Raw genomic sequence first — 19,346 nt, forward strand, 5'->3', positions numbered from 1 at the left:
CGGACGGCCGGAGCGGGCAGGCGGAGGTGATCGTTGGCACCGGTGGGAATAGATCGTTGGCCGCTGCGCAGGCTGCGGGTGCGCGGCCCGTCGATGGCGCCGACGCTGCGGGACGGGGACGTGCTGCTGGTCAGCTTCCGGCGCGAGCCGGCGCCGGGGGCGATCGTGCTGGTCCGCTGGGCGGCGCGACCGGATCAGCTGTCGGTCAAGCGCGCGGTGGAGCGGGTCGGCCAGCAGGGGGTCGGCCAGCAGTGGCACGTGCTCGGCGACAACCAGTTCGCCTCGACGGACTCCAGGGAGCTGGGCCCGGCGCAGGTGCTGGGCGTGGCCACGTTCCGGCTGTGGCCACGCCCGGGACGGCTCACCTGACGACAGCGCGCAGCTTGTCCTGGTAGGCCATGCAGTCGGCGTAGCTGGGCAGCAGGCCGGACGCCTCCGCCTCGGCCAGGGTGGGGGCGGCCAGGTCCTTCTCGGACAAGATCGGCTCGATGTCGGCCGCCCACGGCAGCCCGAGCGCGGGGTCCATCGGCGTGATGCCGTGCTCGCCGCTCGGGTTGAACGGCTCGGAGCAGATGTAGGCCATCGCGGTGTCGTCGGTCAGCGCCATGAACGAGTGCCCGAGGCCCTCGGAGATGTAGATGGCGTTGAACTTCTCCGCGTTGAGCTCGACGGCCTCCCACCGGCCGAAGGTGGGCGAGCCGACCCGGATGTCGACGACCACGTCGAGCAGCGCGCCGGCCGGGCAGTAGACGTACTTGGCCTGGCTGGGCGGGACGTCGGCGAAGTGCACGCCGCGGATGGTGCCCCGGCGGGACACGCTGTGGTTGGTCTGGGCCAGCCGCAGCGGGTAGCCGACGGCCTCGACGAACGCCTCCCCCTGGAACGGCGCGGCGAACATACCCCGGTGATCGGGAAAGGCCGGCGGGGTGAACTCCCAAGAACCTGCGATGTCGAGCTCGCGAACCTGCATGGTGGGCCAGGTTAGTCGCTTGACCGATCGTGAACCGAACTGCCTGCGAAAACTGACCGGTCAGTGCAACAATTCGTACGGACGTCTTGGTAAACCGCCTCTGAGCTGCGCAAAGAATGTGATCCCCGCCGCAGACAGACCGGTGATCGGCTGTCACACTGTGCCAACCCCAGCGTCGCTTCGACCATGGTTTCGATACCCGGAACGCGAGTGGTCGACCGACTGCAAGGCGTGCAGTGACCGACGCGACAGCGCCGGTCGCGACACACGCGCCCGCCACAATGCCGTGTCACAGATGAGGGACGCCGTGACCGCTGTGAACGAATCCGCCGCCGAACTGACCGACACCGAGATATTCGCCGCCCATGAGGGCGGCAAGCTGGGCACCGACGTGACGGCCCCGCTGGCCGACCCGAAGGCGCTCTCGATCGCCTACACACCCGGGGTGGCGCGCGTGAGCCGCGCCATCGCCGAGGACCCCGCGCTCGCCGCCCGGTACACCTGGGCCCACCGCCTGGTCGCGGTGGTCAGCGACGGGACCGCGGTACTGGGCCTCGGCGACATCGGTCCGAGCGCGTCGCTGCCCGTCATGGAGGGCAAGTCCGCCCTGTTCAAGAAGTTCGGCGGACTGGACTCCATCCCGCTGGTGCTGAGCACCACGAACGTCGACGAGATCGTGGAGACGCTGGTCCGCCTGCGCCCGTCGTTCGGCGCGGTGAACCTGGAGGACATCTCCGCCCCGCGCTGCTTCGAGCTCGAGGCCAAGCTGATCGAGGCGCTGGACTGCCCGGTCATGCACGACGACCAGCACGGCACCGCGATCGTGGTGCTGGCCGCGCTGCGCGGCGCCACCACCGTGCTCGACCGCAACCCCGCGGACCTGCGCGTGGTCGTGGCCGGCGCCGGCGCGTCCGGCGTGGCCTGCGCGAACATCCTGCTGGCCGGCGGTGTGGGCGAGGTGACGGTGCTCGACTCGCGCGGCATCGTGCACGCCGACCGGGACGACCTGAACCCGGTCAAGCGCGAGCTGGCCGGCCGCACCAACGGCTCCGGCCTGCGCGGCGGCGTCGCCGAGGCGCTGCGCGACGCGGACGTGTTCCTGGGCCTGTCCGGCTCGACGGTGCCGGAGGAGCTGATCGCGACCATGGCGCCGAAGGGCATCGTGTTCGCGCTGTCCAACCCGGACCCGGAGATCCACCCGGCCGTCGCCGCCCGGCACGCCGCGGTGGTGGCCACCGGCCGCAGCGACTTCCCCAACCAGATCAACAACGTGCTGGCCTTCCCGGGTGTGTTCCGGGGCGCGCTGGACTCGGGGGCCCGCCGGATCACCGAGAACATGAAGCTGGCCGCGGCCGAGGCGATCTTCCAGGTCGCCACGGACGAGCTGGCGGCGGACCGGATCGTGCCCAGTGCGCTGGACCCGAGGGTGTCCGTCGAGGTCGCGCGGGCGGTCGCGGCCGCCGCTGCGGCAGATGGAGTAGCGTAAGCCGCGGACGCGGACCCGCTCGGTCGGCCGATCCGCTTTTTTCATACGTCGCCAGGATATTGGCGGGGACGGCTGTGAGTTCTGCGGTGGACGCGATACCGTCGCTGGCGTCAGGTGCTCCCCGGGGGTGCGTCGCGACCGACGCACCCCCGGCGCACTGTGATGCAGTCGCCGGCTTGGCCCACCAACGCCGCCCCGGTGGCCGACGCGGAAGGGCGGAGCCGTGGCTGAGCGCAGCGGGCAGGGGGGACCACCTGTCTCCCTCGGTGGTGCCCGCAACGCCCGTCGCGGCCCGGTCGAGCTGGGCGGCCTGACCTTGCCCGAGCCGCCGACACTGCGTGTGGACCCCAAGGGCGTGGTCATGCAGGCCAACGCGTCCGCGGCGGCGATGATCGGCGAACCCGACCCGGACCGCCTCGGCGGTGTGGCCCTGCGCACCCTGCTGCTCGGCAACGAGCCCGACCTGCGGCTGCGCCGGGTGGACGGCAGCGAGCTGCCGGTCCGTGTGGTGCAGACGCCGGTGCCCGGCACCGGGTTGCACACCGTGGTCCTGGTCGACGTCTCCGATCTGGCCTCGGCGGCCGCGGAGCTGCGCGAGGAGCAGCGCCGGCTGACCGACGTGCAGCACGTCGCCGGCATCGCGTCCTGGGAGTTCGACCCGGCGACCGACAAGACGGTGTGGTCGGACAGCCACTACGAGATCCTGGGCATCGAGCGCGGCTCGGTGGAGCCGGGCGCGCAGGCCGTGCTGGACCTGGTGCACTCCGACGACCTGGAGATGGTCCGCGACTACTGGGCCAACCACCAGTTCTCCGGCGAGCCCATAGACATCGAGTACCGCATCAAGCGGCCCGACGGCGACGTGCGCTGGCTGCGCGGCGAGGCCCGGTCGACGGTCGGCGCGGACGGGCGGCTGGGCCTGGTCACCGGCTACATCCGGGACATCACCGAGCTGAAGACCAGCAACACCGAGCTGGCCCACGAGCGGGCCCGGCTGGTCGAGGCCCAGCGGATCGCCCGCATCGGCAGCTGGACGCTGGACGTGCAGACCGGCTCCACCTACCGCAGCGAGGTGCTGCGGGAGATGTACGAGCAGCTCGGCGGCTCCGGCTCGGACGAGAGCTTCATGCCGGGCGTGCACCCGGACGACCAGCAGCTGGTCGCCGAGATGATCGAGAAGCTGCGCACCGCCCAGACCGACGAGCCGCTGGAGGTGGAGCTGCGCGACTCCGCCGACCGGGTGTACATCTGTCGCGCCCGGGCCCAGCTGTCGGCCAACGGCAAGGTGGAGCAGCTGCTGGGCACCATCCAGGACGTGACCGAGCAGCGGGCGCTGGAGCGGGACCTGCGCGACGAGCGCCGCCGGCTGTCCGACGCGCAGCGGGTGGCCAGCCTGGGCACCTGGGAGTGGAACACCGCCACCGACGACTGCGTCTGGTCCGGCATGATGTGCGAGCTGCTGGGCGTGGACGACCAGGAGCGCGCCACCTACCAGCGCTACATGAGCCTCGTGCACCCCGAGGACCGCGGCTGGGTGGACGAGCTGTGGCAGCAGCTGGCCGTCAATCGCGAACCGGTGGAGTGCGAGCACCGGATCATCCGTCCGGACGGCGCGGTGCGGGTGCTGCGCTGCCACGGCGCGTCGGTGCAGGGCACTGGCCCGGTGCTGGTCGGCACCGCGCAGGACGTCACCGCGCAGCGCACCGCCGAGGCCCGGATGAAGCTGTCCAGCCAGCGCTTCACCGACCTGGTCGCGGTGACGCCGGTCGGCATCGGCCTGTTCGACGAGGCCGAACGGCTGGTCGACGCCAACGACGCGCTGTGCGACCTGCTGGGCATCGACCTGGAACAGCTGCGCGGCATGACCGCGACCAGCATCACCCACCCCGACGAGCCGGTCGGCTGGCTGTCCTCGGCGGCTCGCCTGACGGCCGAGCGCGAGGGCGGATTCAAGGTGCCGCAACGCATCCTGCTCCGTCCGGACGGCGAGCTGGTGTACTGCGAGCTGCACATCGCGATCTCCGTGCAGGACGACGGCCGGCGGTTCTGGCTGGTGGTGTTCCAGGACATCACCGAGCGCCGCCGGGTCGCGGAAGCTCTGCGGCACCAGGCCAACCACGACGAGCTGACCGGGCTGCCCAACCGGGCCGCGGTCAAGGAGACGCTGTCCCGGCTGCTGGCCGGCGAGCACGCCGACAAGATCGCCGTGCTGTTCTGCGACATCGACAACTTCAAGCGGGTCAACGACTCGCTCGGCCACGACGCGGGCGACGAGCTGCTGGTGGCGCTGGCCCGGCGGCTGGAGGGCGGGCTCCCGGCCGGCTGCACGGCGGCCCGGATGTCCGGCGACGAGTACGTGATCATCTGCGACGACATCGACGCGGCCGGCGGTGTGGACGCGCTCGGCACCCGGGTGGCCAGCCTGCTGCGGGCGGCGGTGCCGGTGCACGGGCAGCTGGTGCGGGTGTCGGCCTCGATCGGCGCGGCGGTGCCCAACGGCTCTCGGTCCACCGGCGTCGACCTGCTGCGCTTCGCCGACGCCGCGATGTTCGAGGCCAAACGACGGGGTGCCGGGCGGGTGTCGCTGGCCTCGGCGGCGCTGATCGCCTCGGCCGACCGGCAGGTGCACCTGGAGGGCCAGCTGCGTGAGGCGCTGGCCAAGGACGGGCTGACGCTGCACTTCCAGCCGGTGGTGGGCGTGGACGGCACCGTGCAGACAGCGGAGGCGCTGGTCCGCTGGCCGCATCCGGACCGCGGGCTGCTGGCCCCGGACGCGTTCCTGCCGGTGGCCGAGCAGGGCGACATGATGCGTGAGCTGGACCGGTGGGTGCTGCGCACGGCGTTGCGGGAAGCGGCTTCCTGGCCGGTTCCGAACGGCAAGCCGGTCGCGGTCGCTGTAAACCTTTCCGGGCTTGTTCCAGGCGACCCCGACTTCGTGGACGCGGTGTCCAATGCCGTGGCCGAGTCCGGCATCGCCTGGGACCGGGTGGTGCTGGAGCTGGTCGAGACGGCCCTGGTCGACCTGCCGTGCAAGACCATGCAGCAGATGGACATCCTGGTGGAGAAGGGCGTCCGGTTCGCCGTGGACGACTTCGGCACCGGCTACTCCTCGCTGGCCCGGCTCAAGGACCTGCCGGCGCAGATCATCAAGGTCGACCGGCGGTTCGTGTCCGGCGTCGGCAGCGACCCGTCCGACTTCGCGGTGGCCCGCGCGGTGGTGGACATGGCCCGGGCGATGGGCCGCAGCTGCGTCGCCGAGGGCGTGGAGACCGCGACCCAGTTCCACGTGCTGCACGGCGTCGGCGTCGACGCCTACCAGGGCTGGCTGTTCTCCCGCCCGGTGCCGCCCCGCGAATTCCGGGCGGTCCTGGCCCTGGGCCCGCTCCACGTCCCCCGCGCCGGCTGAACCCCCGCGAGTCCCGCTCTCGGGCAACCGAGTTACACGTTCAGGACCGCCTCGATCCGGTGCCGCGGCAGGTCGATCAGCCGCAGGTCGGTCTCGCCGGGGATCCTCGCCGCGACCAGTTCCCTGGCCTCCCGCTTGGTCAACGTGCCGCCGGACTCGGCGATCATGGCCTCCCGCAACGCATTGCCGAGCTTGCCGTGCACGCGGTCCAGCAGACCGGCGCCGACGCGGGTGGCGACCACGACCGCGTGCTTGCCGTCCGGGGTGCTGCGGTGGAAACGCAGCCGGTACTTGGAAGCGACCACAGTGGACAGTGACTTCTGGCCGCGCTCGTCGCGGACGTCCGCATGGTTGTTGGGCACCAACACCGACAGCTTCTCGGCGTTGCACGCCAACAGAATCCGCAGCAGCCACGGGCCCGGGTCGGTCGAGGCGTCGACCGTGAGCGAACGCCCGGAGCTCGGCTCGCTCCAATCCGGTTGCCGCACAGCGGAATCGCCGGTGAAGGCCAGCAGTGCGGACTTGTCCACAGTGGACGTTGATTCGATCGACTGTGGACCGTGGGTGTAGATGCCGGTGCGCTGGGCCGCCTTGCGGCCGCGGCTGGTCGCCTGACACACGTAGAGGTCGGCGGCGCTGCCGATGGCCTGTGCCCCGTCGAACCGGTGGAAACCCGGCAGGATCGCCTCGAAGGCAAGCCCGATGCCGAGCAGTTCCTGCTGCACCTTCTGGCCCAGCGCGGGCGTCCGGTCGCTGAAGCCGTAGGCCAGCAGCAGGCGGCCCGATCCGGTGTCGCGCAGCGCCTCCACGCCGCGGCCGGCGAACAACGCCATGCCTTCGGGCGTGTAGGGCGGATCGCTGAACACCAGGTCTGACGATTCGGTGACGGCCGGCGGCAGCCCGAAGCGCAGATCCGCGTGCAGGCAGCGGATGTTCAGCCCGCGCTCGCGGGCGCGGTTGTCGATGTGGGCCAGCACGCGGTCGTCCAGGTCGACCACGATCACCGTCACGTCCGGGTTGACCGCGGCCACCGCCAACGAGGTCAGGTCGTGGTCGCCGAGGCACAGCACGGTACGTCCGGACAGTTCATACTGCTCGTTCAGCCAACTCGCCCGCCGCGCCACCGTCTCCGGGGTGGCCTGCACGTGGTCGAGGGCGGCCAGCGGCGGCGGCACGGTGTCCACATCGGAACGGATCAGCGCCAGATCCGGCTGCCTGTGCTGGGGAACGGCGAAAGCCTCGGTGTACGAGGCGACGGCGTCGGCGCGGATCTCATATGTGTCACGGTTTCGCACCAGGTCACCGTCCAGCGCGGACAGCAACTCCTCGACCCCGCGCCGTGGCACGGCCGACTCGCGAACCAGTTCGGCCAGCGTGTGCGGGCCGCCGCACAGCAGGCTGATCACGCGGCGTGCCGGTTCGGTGCGCGCTCCGTGGCCGGAAATCAGCGCGCGGGCCTGGTCCAGTGGGGTCACAATCGGGTAAGCCTACTGGTTCGCACATATTGGAACGGAGTGCCGTTGTCAGTGGCAGCGTCTACTGTCGTGCGCACTACCGCGACGACCGGAGGGATCTCGGGTGATCGAGTTCCAGGCCGTGACCAAGCGGTTCGATGACGGCACCGTCGCCGTCGACGAACTGGACCTGACCGTGGATCCTGGCCGGATCACGGTGTTCGTCGGACCATCGGGCTGCGGCAAGACGACCTCCCTGCGCATGATCAACCGCATGATCGAGGCCACCTCGGGCTCGATCCTGGTCGACGGCAAGGACGTGCGCCAGTCGGACCCGCCGCTGCTGCGGCAGGGCATCGGCTACGTGATCCAACAGGCCGGCCTGTTCCCGCACCGGACCGTGCTGGACAACATCGCCACCGTGCCGCTGCTGGCCGGCTGGAACCGGGCCAAGGCCCGCAAGCGGGCCGAGGAGCTGCTGGAGACGGTGGGCCTGCCGGCCGCCATGGGCCGCCGCTATCCGGCGCAGCTGTCCGGCGGCCAGCAGCAGCGCGTGGGCGTGGCCCGCGCGCTCGCCGTGGACCCGCCGATCCTGCTGATGGACGAGCCGTTCAGCGCGGTCGACCCGGTGGTCCGCGAGGGCCTGCAGGACGAGCTGCTGCGACTGCAGGGCGAACTGGACAAGACGATCGTCTTCGTCACTCACGACATCGACGAGGCGATCAAGCTGGGTGACAAGGTCGCGGTGTTCCGCACCGGCGGCATCCTGGCCCAGTACGACACGCCCGCCGAGCTGCTGGCCCGGCCGGCCGACGAGTTCGTGGCCAACTTCGTCGGCCGCGACCGCGGCTACCGGGCGCTGGGCTTCCTGGCCGCGTCCGGGCTGGGCATCGGCGAGCTGTCCGGCGTTCGCCTCGGCGCCACCGTCGCGCAGGCGCGGGCGGCGCTGCGGGACGGCTGGGTCGTCGTCGTGGACGAGCGAAACCACCCGTGCGGCTGGCTTTCCGCCGATCATCTGTCCAGTGTGGACGATTCGGCGGCGGTGGCCGCGGATCTGGTGCTGGCCGGCGGTTCCCTCTACGACACCGAGCACGGCTCGCTGCGCAGCGCCCTGGACGCGGCGCTCAGCTCGCCGTCGGCGCTGGGCGTCGCGGTCGACGCCGACGGCGCGCTGGTCGGCTCGGTCACCGCCGACGAGGTGCTGCGGGCGCTGGCGGCGGCGCGCACCGCCGGCGAGGTCCCGCAATGACGTGGGTGTTCGACCACCTGGGGTTGCTCGGCGACCTCACGGTGACGCACGTCTACCTGTCGGTGCTGCCGGTGGTGATCGGCCTGATCATCGCCATTCCGCTGGGCTGGGCGGCCAGCCGGTGGCGGCCGGCGCGGGCCGTGCTGCTCACCGTGAGCGGCCTGCTCTACACCATCCCGTCGCTGGCGCTGATCGTCATCCTGCCCGCGCTGATCAGCACCAAGACGCTGGACCCGATCAACGTGATCATCACGCTCAGCGTGTACACGGTGGCGCTGCTGGTCCGCTCCATCGCCGACGCGCTGTCCGCGGTGCCGCCGACGATCGTCGCCGCCGCCACCGCGATCGGCTACCGGCCGGTCCGGCGCTTCGTCGGGGTGGAGTTCCCGCTGGCCATCCCGGTCGTCGTGGCCGGCCTGCGGGTCGCCATGGTGTCCAACATCAGCCTGGTCAGCGTGGGCGCGCTGATCGGCATCGCCGGCTACGGGCAGCTGTTCACCGAGGGCTTCCAGCGCCAGATCGTCACCGAGATCGTCGCCGGCATCATCGCGACGCTGGTGCTGGCCCTGGTCGCGGACGTGCTCCTGCAGCTGATCGGGCGGCTCGTGACGCCGTGGACCAGGGTGGGGAGGTAGGCCGTGAACCTGCTGACGAGCTGGCTGTTCGATCCGACCAACTGGACCGGCTCCACCGGCGTGCCGGCCCGGCTGGTCGAGCACCTCGGCTACACCGCGCTGGCCCTGCTGATCGCCATCGTGATCGGCTTCCCGCTGGGGGCGCTGGTCGGACACACCAACCGCGGCGGCTTCGTGCTGGTCGGCGCGGCCAACGTGCTGCGGGCGCTGCCCACCGTCGGCGTGCTGACGCTGGTGGTGCTGCTGGCCGGCATCGGGCTGGTGCCGCCGATCGCCGCGCTCACCCTGCTGGCCATCCCGCCGATCATGGCCGGCGCCTACGCCGGCATCCAGGCCGTCGAGCCGGTTGTGGTGGACGCGGCCCGGGGCGTGGGCATGACCGAGCGCGAGGTCCTGTTCCAGGTCGAGATCCCCAACGCCCTGCCGCTGATCTTCGGCGGCGTGCGCAGCGCCGCGCTGCAGGTGGTGGCCACCGCGACCGTCGCCGCCTACGTCGGCCTCGGCGGCCTCGGCCGCTACGTGTTCGACGGCCTCGCACAGCACGACTATCCGCAGATGGCCGGCGGCGCGATCCTGGTCGCCGTGCTCGCGGTGCTGGTCGAGCTGGTGCTCACCGGCGTGCAACGGCTGGTTGTCTCACCCGGGCTGCGCCCGGTGAGGACGAGTGGAGGAATCCAGAAATGAAGCGAACCGTAGCCGGCCTGGTCACCGTCCTGGTGGCGGCGCTCGGCCTGACCGCGTGTGGTGGTGGGGGCTCCGGTAGCGACCCCCTCGCCGGTGGCAACAGCGGATCCCAGTCCCCGTCCGACACGATCACCATCGGGTCGGCCAACTTCGCCGAGAGCCAGCTGCTGGCCGAGATCTACGCGGCCGCGCTGACCAAGGCCGGCGTGAAGGTCAGCAAGAAGCTGAACATCGGCAGCCGGGAGACCTACATCCCGGCGCTGAAGGACGGCTCCATCGACCTGATCCCCGAGTACTCCGGCACGCTGCTCCAGTACTTCGACAAGAGCGCGACCGCCACCAGCGCCGACGACGTCTACGCGGCCCTGCCCAAGGCGCTGCCCAGCGGCCTGTCCGTGCTGGACAAGTCGGCCGCCGAGGACAAGGACGCCGTCGTCGTCACCAAGGAGACGGCCGACAAGTACAACGCCAAGTCCATCGCCGACCTGGCCCCGCACTGCGGCGACCTGGTGCTCGGCGCCGCGCCGGAGTTCCAGAAGCGGCCGGACGGCGTGCCGGGCCTGCTGAAGAACTACAACTGCACGTTCAAGGACTTCAAGTCCCTGGACGCCGGCAGCACCCTGACCGTCGCCGCCCTGAAGCAGGGCAGCATCCAGGCCGCGGACATGTTCACCACCGACCCGACCATCACCAACAACGGCTGGGTGGTGCTGGCCGACCCGAAGTTCAACTTCGCCGCCCAGAACGTGCTGCCGCTGATCAACACCAGCAAGGCCAGCGACACGGTGAAGAAGACCCTCAACGCCATCTCGGCCAAGCTCGACACCAAGACCCTGGTCGACCTGAACGGCAAGCTCGGCGCCCCGGACAAGCCGGACCCCGCCAAGGTCGCCGCCGACTGGCTGGCCTCCGCCGGCCTCTGACCCATTCCTCGCGAGTCCCGCTCTCGGGACGCCATGAACCGGTTTCATGGCTGCCTGAGAGCGGGACTCGCGCTATTTGTGGCCGCCGATTCTCAGGGTGAGTTCCTCGGCTGACCGGCGTACTTCGGCGGCCACCTCCGGCCAGTCCAGGCCGCAAGCGTTTGCCCCAGGTGAATCGGGTGCTGTGCAGACGTGCCGGAAGGTGGTGCTGATGGCGGCGATGGGGCGGCCACCGTGGTCGAAGACCGGGGCCGCCACCGAGGCGAAGTCCGCGGTCACGAAACCGTCCTCGACGAACCAGCCGCGCTGCCGTTCCGACGACAGGAGCCGGCGCAGGGACGGCAGGTCCCGAGGCCCGCGGCCGGTGCGGTCGACAAAGCTCCCCGTTCCCGGAAACAGCGCCCGGACCTGGGCCGGCAGCAGGAACGCCAGCATCGCGCGCCCGGAAGCCGGCAGGTGGGCCGGCAGCCGTACGCCGACGTCGGAGACCAGGGTGTTGGGCTGGCGGGGCTGTTCCCGCAGCAGGTACAGGGCCTCGGCGCCGTGCAGAACCCCGAGATGGGCCGTGGTCTCGGTCCGGTCGACGAGCCGCCGGAGCAGCGGGCGAGCGAGTCGCTCGAGTGGATCGTGGCGCAGGTACGCCGAGCCGAGTTCGAAAGCCGCGACTCCGAGCCCGTAGCGGCGTTCCTCCGGCAGGTGGGTCACGAAGCCGGCGTCGGACAGCTCGGCCAGCAGGTGATAGGTCGTCGACCTGGGCAGATCCAGCTCGCGGGCGATCACGGCGGCGGACATCGGGCCGGGCCGGGTGGACAGCAGGCGCAGCACCGCCAGGCCGCGGCGCAGGGCCGGCACGTCACTGCTGCTCACCATGGATCACCTCATCGACCCCACCGGGGCACGTCTGGTATCCCAGACGGTGTCACGCGTCCTGGACTCGTGCAACCCGCTGGTAGGAGCTGTGATGGTGCACATGGCACACCCGGAGTCAGTGCAGCTCGGCGCGAAGCCGCTGTCGCGTGACGAGGTCGTCGCGGTCGCCCGCGACGGCGTGGCGGTCGAGCTGGAACCGGCCGCGGTCGAGGCCGTCACCACGGCCCGGGCGCACATCGAGGAGCTGGCCAACGCGACCACGCCCACCTACGGCGTGTCGACCGGCTTCGGGGCGCTCGCCGTCCGGCACATCCCGCCGGACCGGCGCGCCCAGCTGCAACGCTCGCTGATCCGCTCGCACGCCGCCGGCGCGGGCCCCGAGGTGGAGCGTGAGGTGATCCGCGCGCTGGCCCTGCTGCGGCTGCGCACGCTGGCCACCGGCCACACCGGCGTCCGGCCGTCCACTGTGGACGCGATGGTCCGGATGCTCAACGCCGGCATCACGCCGATCGTGCACGAGTACGGCTCGCTCGGCTGTTCCGGCGACCTGGCGCCGCTGTCCTCGGTCGCCTTGGCCCTGATCGGCGAGGGGCAGGTCCGCGATGCCGACGGCACGCTGAAGGACGCGGCCGAGGCCCTGGCCGAGGCCGGCATCGAGCCGGTGGCGCTGGCCGAGAAGGAGGGCCTGGCCATGATCAACGGCACCGACGGCATGCTCGGCATGCTGGTGCTGGCGATCACCGACCTGGCCAGGCTGCTGGACATCGCCGACCTGACCGCGGCGATGAGCGTGGAGGCCCTGCTGGGCACCGACCGCGTGTTCGCCCCCGACCTGCAGGCGCTGCGCCCGCACCCCGGCCAGGCCCGGTCGGCGGCTCGCATGACCAAGATCCTGGCCGGCTCGGAGATCATGGCGAGCCACCGCGGCCCGGACTGCACCCGCGTGCAGGACGCGTACTCGCTGCGCTGCTCGCCGCAGGTGCACGGCGCGGCCCGCGACACCCTGGCCCACGCCGAGCTGGTGGCCGACCGCGAGCTGGACTCCGCGATCGACAACCCGGCCGTGCTGGCTGACGGCCGGGTCGAGTCCAACGGAAACTTCCACGGCGCGCCGGTGGCGTACGTGCTGGACTTCCTGGCCATTCCGGTCGCGGACGTGGCCAGCATGGCCGAGCGCCGCACCGACCGGATGCTGGACGTGGCCCGCTCGCACGGCCTGCCGCCGTTCCTGGCCGACGACCCGGGCGTGGACTCCGGCCACATGATCGCCCACTACACCCAGGCCGCGGTGGTGTCCGAGCTCAAGCGGCTGGCCGTGCCGGCCAGCGTGGACTCCATCCCGTCCAGCGCCATGCAGGAGGACCACGTCTCGATGGGCTGGTCCGCGGCCCGCAAGCTGCGCAAGGCCGTCGACGGCCTGACCACCGTGCTGTCCATCGAACTGCTCACCGCGGCCCGCGCGCTGGACATGCGCGCCCCGCTCAAGCCGGCACCGGCCACCGCGGCCGTCGTCGCGCTGCTCCGGGAGCACGTCCAGGGCCCCGGACCCGACCGCCACCTGGCCCCGGAGATCGCGGCCACCGAAGCGCTCGTCCGAAGTGGACTGATCGCGCGCACCGTCGAGGAGAACTCCTGATGACCGAGCCGATTCGGGCCGCGCGGGGCACCCAGCTGACCGCGCGCAGCTGGCAGACCGAGGCCCCGCTGCGGATGCTGCACAACAACCTGGACCCGGAGGTAGCCGAGCGGCCCGAGGACCTGGTGGTCTACGGCGGCACCGGCAAGGCCGCCCGCGACTGGCCGAGCTTCCACGCCATCTCCCGCGAGCTGACCACGCTGGGCGAGGACGAGACGCTACTGGTGCAGTCCGGCCGCCCGGTCGGTGTGCTGCGCACCCACGAGTGGGCGCCGCGGGTGCTGATCGCCAACTCCAACCTGGTGCCGGACTGGGCCAACTGGCCCGAGTTCCGCCGCCTGGAGGCCGCCGGCCTGACCATGTACGGCCAGATGACCGCCGGCTCGTGGATCTACATCGGCACCCAGGGCATCCTCCAGGGCACCTACGAGACCTTCGCGGCCGTGGCCAACAAGCGCTTCGGCGGCACCCTTGCCGGCACGCTGACCGTCACCGCCGGCCTCGGTGGCATGGGCGGCGCACAGCCGCTGGCCGTCACCATGAACGACGGTGTGGCGCTGTGCATCGACGTCGACCCCGTGCGCGCCCAGCGCCGGGTCGAGCACCGGTACCTGGACGAGGTCGCCACCGACCTGGACGACGCGATCCGCCGCGTGGAGACCGCGAAGAAGGAGCGCAAGGCGCTGTCGGTCGGCCTGGTCGGCAACGCCGCCGAGGTGCTGCCGGAGCTGCTGCGCCGGGGCGTCGAGATCGACATCGTCACCGACCAGACCTCGGCCCACGACCCGCTGTCGTACCTGCCGATCGGCGTCGACCTGGACGACTGGCACGACTACGCGGCCAAGAAGCCGGAGGAGTTCACCGACCGGGCGCGGGCCTCGATGGCCCAGCACGTGGCGGCCATGGTCGGTTTCCAGGACGGCGGCGCCGAGGTCTTCGACTACGGCAACTCGCTGCGCGGCGAGGCCAAGCTCGGCGGCTTCGAGCGGGCCTTCGAGTTCCCCGGCTTCGTGCCGGCCTACATCCGGCCGCTGTTCTGCGAGGGCAAGGGCCCCTTCCGCTGGGCGGCGCTGTCCGGCGACCCGGCCGACATCGCGGCCACCGACAAGGCGATCCTGGAGCTGTTCCCGGACAACGAGCCGCTCAAGCGGTGGATCCGGATGGCCGGCGAACGCGTTGCCTTCCAAGGGCTTCCGGCCCGCATCTGCTGGCTGGGCTACGGCGAGCGGCACCTGGCCGGCCTGCGCTTCAACGAGATGGTGGCCAGCGGCGAGCTGTCCGCACCCGTGGTCATCGGCCGCGACCACCTCGACTGCGGCTCGGTCGCGTCCCCGTACCGGGAGACCGAGGGCATGGCCGACGGCTCGGACGCCATCGCCGACTGGCCGCTGCTCAACGCTCTGGTCAACACCGCCTCCGGCGCGACCTGGGTGTCCATCCACCACGGCGGCGGTGTCGGCATCGGCCGGTCCATCCACGCCGGCCAGGTCACCGTGGCCGACGGCACCGTGCTGGCCGGCCAGAAGATCGAGCGGGTGCTGACCAACGACCCGGGCATGGGCGTGCTGCGGCACGTGGACGCCGGCTACGCGCTGGCCGACGAGGTGGCGCAGGAGAAGGGCGTCAAGATCCCGATGAGGGCCAACTGATGACGGCTACCGGCCTGCTGGCCGCGATCGCCGACGTCGGCGCGGACCGGACCCGCGGCGGGTACTCCCGCCACGGGTTCGACCGGGTCGAGCTGGAGCTGCGCGAGTGGTTCGTCGCCGAGGCCGTTCGTCGGGATCTGGACGTGGAGACCGACCGCAACGGCAACATCTGGGCGTGGTGGGGAAACCCCGGCCCGGACGCCGTGATCACCGGCAGCCACCTGGACTCCGTGCCCGGTGGCGGCGCGTTCGACGGCCCGCTGGGCGTGGTGTCGTCGCTGGCCGCGGTCGATGTGTTGCGGGCCAAGGGCTTCGTGCCCCGCAAGCCGATCGCCGTGGTGGTCTTCGTGGAGGAGGAGGGCGGCCGGTTCGGCGTGCCCTGCCTCGGCTCCCGGCTGATGACCGGCGCCATCGACCCCGACAAGGCGCGGGCCTTGACCGACCCGGACGGCATATCGCTGGCTGATGCGATTCGCGCGGCCGGCTCCGACCCGTCAACGCTCGGGCCGGACGAGGAAGCGTTGGCGCGCATCGGCTGCTTCGTCGAGCTGCACGTGGAACAGGGCCGTGGGCTCACCGTTCCGGTCGGCGTCGCGTCGTCGATCCTGGCCCACGGCCGGTGGCGGTTCACCTTCACCGGCGAGGGAAACCACGCCGGGGCAACGCTGATGACCGACCGGCGGGACCCGATGGTGCCGGCGGCGTCGCTGGTGCTGGCCGCCCGCAAGTCGGCGGTCGACGGCGCGCGGGCGACCGTGGGGCGGCTCGTGCCGATTCCCGGCGGTACCAACGTGATCCCGTCCGAGGTCAGCGTCTGGCTGGACGCCCGGGCCGCGGACGACGCCACCACGAGGTCGGTCGTCGCGGACATCCAGGCCATGGCACGGATCGCGGCCGCCGAGGAAGGCTGTGAGGTTCAGATCACGCAGGAGTCCTACGGCGACACCGTGGTGTTCGACGAGGTTCTTCGCGACGATCTGTCCACTGTGCTCGGTGGAGTGCCGGCGCTGCCGACCGGTGCCGGGCACGACGCCGGCATCCTGGCCGGCCGGGTGCCGACCGCGATGTTGTTCGTGCGCAACCCGACCGGTGTCAGTCACGCGCCCGAGGAGTACGCGGAGCCGGCGGACTGTGAGGCCGGGGTGGTCGCGCTGGCAACGACGTTGGAGCATCTGGCGTCGTGATCTACTGGTGTGAGCGGGCCTGGCTGCCCGACGGAGTGGTCGCCGGCGTGCTCGTGCACGTCGGCGACGACGGTCACATCACTGACGTGTCCACTTCGGACGAACCGCCGGCAGATGCTCAGCGCCTCAACGGAATCGTGCTGCCCGGATTCGCCAACGCGCACTCGCACGCGTTCCACCGCGCGCTGCGCGGCCGCACCCACGCCGATGGCGGCACGTTCTGGACCTGGCGGCAGGCGATGTACCAGCTGGCCGAGCGGCTGACGCCGGAGAGCTACCTGAAGCTGGCCACCGCCGTCTACGCGGAGATGGCCGTCGCCGGCATCTCGTGCGTCGGCGAGTTCCACTACCTGCACCACGGCCCCGGTGGCACCCCGTACGCCGACCCGAACGAGATGGGTCACGTGCTGCGGGAAGCCGCCGCCACCGCCGGCATCCGCATCACGCTGCTCGACACCTGTTACGTGGCCGGCGGAATCGGCGCCGAGCTGACCGGCACCCAGCTGCGCTTCAGTGACGGCGACGCGACCCGTTGGGCGACCCGGGTTTCCGCGCTGAAGTCGGACAACGTGATGCGGGTCGGCGCGGCCATCCACTCCGTGCGTGGCGTGCCCCGCGAGCAGCTGGCCGACGTCGGCGCGTTCGACGGGCCGCTGCACGTCCACCTCTCCGAACAGCCGGCGGAGAATGAGGCTTGCCTTGCCGCGTACGGCAAAACGCCGACCGAGCTGCTGGCCGAGGCCGGCGTCCTGGCGCCGCGGACCACCGCCGTGCACGCCACCCATCTCACCGAGCACGACCGTGCGCTGCTCGGTGGGTCCACCACCACGGCCTGCTTCTGCCCGACCACCGAGGCCGACCTGGCCGACGGCATCGGCCCGGCCCGGGAGCTCGTCGACGCCGGCAGCCCGCTTTCCCTTGGCAGCGACCAACATGTCGTGATCGATCCGCTGGTCGAGACCCGGGCCCTGGAACACGGCGAGCGGCTGCGGACCGGGCAGCGCGGCCGGTTCAGCCCCGAGGAGCTGCTCGTCGCCGCGACCTCCGCCGGTCACGCCTGCCTCGGCTGGCCCGACGCCGGCCGCATCGCCGTCGGCGCGCGGGCCGACCTGGTGGCGATTCGGCTGGATTCAGTACGAACGGCGGGTAGCCGACCGGAACAAGTTCTGCTTGCGGCCGATTCGTCCGATGTGGACACGGTAATAGTCGATGGGAGGGTTGTCGGCACCCAGGGCCGTCATGCGACGCTAGGCGAGGTAGGGCCTGCACTGGCGGACGTGATGGGGGAACTGTGGCGGCAGTAGTTATCACCGGCATCGCCGAGTTGACCACCAACGACGGCGCGCTGGGCAAGCTGACCGACGCCGCCCTGGTGCTGGAGGACGACCGCGTCGCCTGGGTCGGAGCCGCCGCCGACGCCCCGGCCGCCGACTCGCGTGTGGACGTCGAGGGCCGGGCGGTGCTGCCGGGCTGGGTGGACAGCCACACCCACCTGGTCTTCGCCGGCGACCGGACCGCCGAGTTCGGGGCCCGGATGTCCGGCCAGCCCTATGCCGCCGGCGGCATCGCCGTCACTGTGGACGCCACCCGGGCCGCCAGCGACGAGCAGCTTGCCGCCGGCCTCCGCAAGCACGTCGCCGAGGCTGTTTCCCAGGGCACCACGTACATCGAGACCAAGACCGGCTACGGCCTGACCGTCGCCGACGAGCTCCGTTCGGCCGTGCTGGCCGGCCAGCACGCCGACGAGGTCACCTTCCTCGGCGCGCACCTGGTGCCGCCGGGCACGAGCGCCGACGAGTATGTCGACCTTGTGTGCGGGCCTATGCTCGACGCCGTCGCACCCCACGTGACCTGGGCGGATGTCTTCTGCGAGACCGGCGCGTTCGACGAGGACCAGTCGCGGGCGGTGCTCACCGCCGCCGGCAAGAAGGGGCTCGGGCTGCGGGTGCACGGCAACCAGCTCGGCCCCGGCCCCGGCGTGCGGCTGGCTGTGGAGATGGATGCCGCGAGTGTCGACCACTGCACCTACCTGACGCCGGCCGACGTCGCCGCGCTCGCCGACTCCGACACCGTCGCCACGCTGCTGCCCGCGTGCGACCTGTCCACCAGGCAGCCGCTGCCCGAGGTGCGAGCCCTGCTCGACGCCGGCGTCACCGTCGCGCTGGCGTCCAACTGCAACCCCGGCTCCTCGTACACGTCCTCGATGGCGTTCTGCGTGGCGACCGCTGTGCTGCAGATGCGGATGACCGTCGAGCAGGCCGTGCGCGCCGCCACGCTCGGCGGCGCGCTGGCCCTGCGCCGGGACGACATCGGTGTGCTGCGGCCCGGTGCGCGGGCGGACGTGCACGTGCTCGACGCGCCGTCCACCACGCACCTCGCCTACCGGCCCGGTGTTCCGCTCACCTGGGCGGTGTGGCGCGCGGGCGTTCGACAGCGCTGACCGACCGCAGCTCGGTGACGGTGGCGTAGCCCGCCTCCAGCAGCGCCGCGTCCGACCCCGGCTCCACCTCGTGGTCCAGCACGATGGTGGTCAGCTCGATCACGTCGTCGTCCTGGTGGGTGACCCGGCTCTGCACCCGGCCGTACCCGGTCAGCGTCGCCCAGCGCAGCGGGCCCGGGTCCGGGCGGTTGGGCACGTTCAGGTTGAGCACCGTGCCGGGCTCGATGAAGCCCAGCACGTCCTTCACGTACGGGGCGACGACGTCCCAGAGCGCCGTGCCCGGCGGGTTCCAGGGCACGTCCAGCGACACCGCCAGCGCCGTCACCCCGTTGACGTGCGCCGTCAGCGCCGCCCCGACCGTGCCCGAGTGGATCAGCGCCCGGCCGATGTTCGCGCCGAAGTTGATGCCCGACAGCACCAGGTCCGGCTGCCCGCCGAAGGTGCCGCGGCAGCCGATCATCGCGATCAGCCCCGGGTGCGCCTCCACCGCGTAGGCCTCGACCTCCGGCAGCTCCGGCAGCATCCGCCGCTGGATCGCCGCCCGCCGATTCCCGTCCGAAGCCGTCAGCCCGGCCCCGGTGCCGCTGGCCTCGAACCGAGGCGCCGCGATGATCGTTTCGTGCCCCAGTTCCACCGCGCAGCGTGCCAGCGCGATCAGGCCGGGGGAGTCGATGCCGTCGTCGTTGGTGACCAGGACGCGCAGAGAGTTCACCCCTCAGTCGTACCGGCTCGCCCTGCCCGAGAGCTACCTCCCGCCGCC

Annotated in this window: 16 protein-coding genes; 12 read left to right on the forward strand and 4 right to left on the reverse strand. The window is 71.7% G+C overall.

The features are described from left to right. The first annotated feature begins 42 nt into the window (after nucleotides 1–42). Entirely contained in the window at nucleotides 43–369 is a 327-nt protein-coding gene (locus JJ691_RS43855) for a S26 family signal peptidase (RefSeq protein WP_256449319.1), read from the forward strand. On the opposite strand, the gene JJ691_RS43860 is transcribed toward JJ691_RS43855, so the two are convergent. Beyond that, complete coding sequence (locus JJ691_RS43860) at nucleotides 362–970, reverse strand: dTDP-4-dehydrorhamnose 3,5-epimerase family protein (protein ID WP_211765310.1); 609 nt, start codon at nucleotides 968–970, stop codon at nucleotides 362–364. The two genes, JJ691_RS43855 and JJ691_RS43860, sit on opposite strands and share 8 nt — an antisense overlap. A gap of 295 nt (nucleotides 971–1,265) precedes the next feature. Between JJ691_RS43860 and JJ691_RS43865 the strand changes: the two genes are divergently transcribed. Both JJ691_RS43865 and JJ691_RS43870 read left to right on the forward strand, forming a co-directional pair. After that, complete coding sequence (locus JJ691_RS43865) at nucleotides 1,266–2,456, forward strand: NAD(P)-dependent malic enzyme (RefSeq protein ID WP_211765311.1); 1,191 nt, start codon at nucleotides 1,266–1,268, stop codon at nucleotides 2,454–2,456. A 223-nt stretch (nucleotides 2,457–2,679) separates the two neighbouring features. Continuing rightward, nucleotides 2,680–5,862 (forward strand): bifunctional diguanylate cyclase/phosphodiesterase, encoded by a 3,183-nt coding sequence (locus JJ691_RS43870; RefSeq protein WP_249227410.1) that lies wholly within the window; start codon nucleotides 2,680–2,682, stop codon nucleotides 5,860–5,862. Nucleotides 5,863–5,894: 32 nt separating this feature from the next. On the opposite strand, the gene JJ691_RS43875 is transcribed toward JJ691_RS43870, so the two are convergent. Next, nucleotides 5,895–7,337 (reverse strand): bis-aminopropyl spermidine synthase family protein, encoded by a 1,443-nt coding sequence (locus JJ691_RS43875; RefSeq protein ID WP_306291339.1) that lies wholly within the window; start codon nucleotides 7,335–7,337, stop codon nucleotides 5,895–5,897. 103 nt (nucleotides 7,338–7,440) lie between these two features. Between JJ691_RS43875 and JJ691_RS43880 the strand changes: the two genes are divergently transcribed. From JJ691_RS43880 to JJ691_RS43895, 4 genes are read left to right on the forward strand one after another with little or no spacing between them, the layout of a single operon-like run. Next, complete coding sequence (locus tag JJ691_RS43880; protein WP_211765312.1) at nucleotides 7,441–8,565, forward strand: ABC transporter ATP-binding protein; 1,125 nt, start codon at nucleotides 7,441–7,443, stop codon at nucleotides 8,563–8,565. Then, nucleotides 8,562–9,200, forward strand: coding sequence for an ABC transporter permease (locus JJ691_RS43885; protein WP_211765313.1), 639 nt, complete (start codon nucleotides 8,562–8,564; stop codon nucleotides 9,198–9,200). The genes JJ691_RS43880 and JJ691_RS43885 overlap by 4 nt, the downstream gene beginning before the upstream one ends. Before the next feature lie 3 nt (nucleotides 9,201–9,203). Continuing rightward, a complete protein-coding gene (locus JJ691_RS43890) occupies nucleotides 9,204–9,884 on the forward strand; it encodes an ABC transporter permease (protein WP_211765314.1) in 681 nt (226 codons plus the stop codon). Then, nucleotides 9,881–10,807 carry an ABC transporter substrate-binding protein gene (locus tag JJ691_RS43895; RefSeq protein WP_211765315.1) on the forward strand — a complete coding sequence of 309 codons (927 nt, stop codon included), beginning with the start codon at nucleotides 9,881–9,883 and terminating at the stop codon, nucleotides 10,805–10,807. Before JJ691_RS43890 ends, JJ691_RS43895 begins: the two co-directional genes overlap by 4 nt. Before the next feature lie 72 nt (nucleotides 10,808–10,879). Here JJ691_RS43895 and JJ691_RS43900 read toward each other — a convergent pair whose 3' ends face one another. After that, complete coding sequence (locus JJ691_RS43900) at nucleotides 10,880–11,677, reverse strand: IclR family transcriptional regulator (RefSeq protein WP_211765316.1); 798 nt, start codon at nucleotides 11,675–11,677, stop codon at nucleotides 10,880–10,882. Between the two features lie 91 nt (nucleotides 11,678–11,768). Here JJ691_RS43900 and hutH point away from each other — a divergent pair, with 91 nt between their 5' ends. The 5 genes from hutH to hutI are packed head-to-tail and all read left to right on the forward strand — an operon-like array spanning nucleotide 11,769 to nucleotide 18,586. After that, complete coding sequence (gene hutH, locus JJ691_RS43905; protein WP_249227411.1) at nucleotides 11,769–13,313, forward strand: histidine ammonia-lyase; 1,545 nt, start codon at nucleotides 11,769–11,771, stop codon at nucleotides 13,311–13,313. Beyond that, nucleotides 13,313–14,962, forward strand: a complete 1,650-nt coding sequence (gene hutU / locus JJ691_RS43910; protein WP_211765317.1) for a urocanate hydratase — start codon at nucleotides 13,313–13,315, stop codon at nucleotides 14,960–14,962. The genes hutH and hutU overlap by 1 nt, the downstream gene beginning before the upstream one ends. Further along, nucleotides 14,962–16,146: an allantoate amidohydrolase gene (locus JJ691_RS43915; RefSeq protein WP_211765318.1), complete on the forward strand. Its 1,185-nt coding sequence runs from the start codon at nucleotides 14,962–14,964 to the stop codon at nucleotides 16,144–16,146. The genes hutU and JJ691_RS43915 overlap by 1 nt, the downstream gene beginning before the upstream one ends. Further along, nucleotides 16,143–17,450 carry a formimidoylglutamate deiminase gene (locus JJ691_RS43920; RefSeq protein ID WP_211765319.1) on the forward strand — a complete coding sequence of 436 codons (1,308 nt, stop codon included), beginning with the start codon at nucleotides 16,143–16,145 and terminating at the stop codon, nucleotides 17,448–17,450. Before JJ691_RS43915 ends, JJ691_RS43920 begins: the two co-directional genes overlap by 4 nt. Beyond that, nucleotides 17,438–18,586: an imidazolonepropionase gene (gene hutI / locus JJ691_RS43925; RefSeq protein ID WP_211765320.1), complete on the forward strand. Its 1,149-nt coding sequence runs from the start codon at nucleotides 17,438–17,440 to the stop codon at nucleotides 18,584–18,586. Before JJ691_RS43920 ends, hutI begins: the two co-directional genes overlap by 13 nt. Here hutI and surE read toward each other — a convergent pair. Next, nucleotides 18,546–19,298: a 5'/3'-nucleotidase SurE gene (gene surE / locus JJ691_RS43930; RefSeq protein WP_249227412.1), complete on the reverse strand. Its 753-nt coding sequence runs from the start codon at nucleotides 19,296–19,298 to the stop codon at nucleotides 18,546–18,548. The genes hutI and surE overlap by 41 nt on opposite strands. Between the last annotated feature and the right edge of the window lie 48 nt (nucleotides 19,299–19,346).

Source organism: Kutzneria sp. CA-103260 (genome assembly GCF_018263855.1).
Taxonomy (GTDB): Bacteria; Actinomycetota; Actinomycetes; order Mycobacteriales; family Pseudonocardiaceae; genus Kutzneria.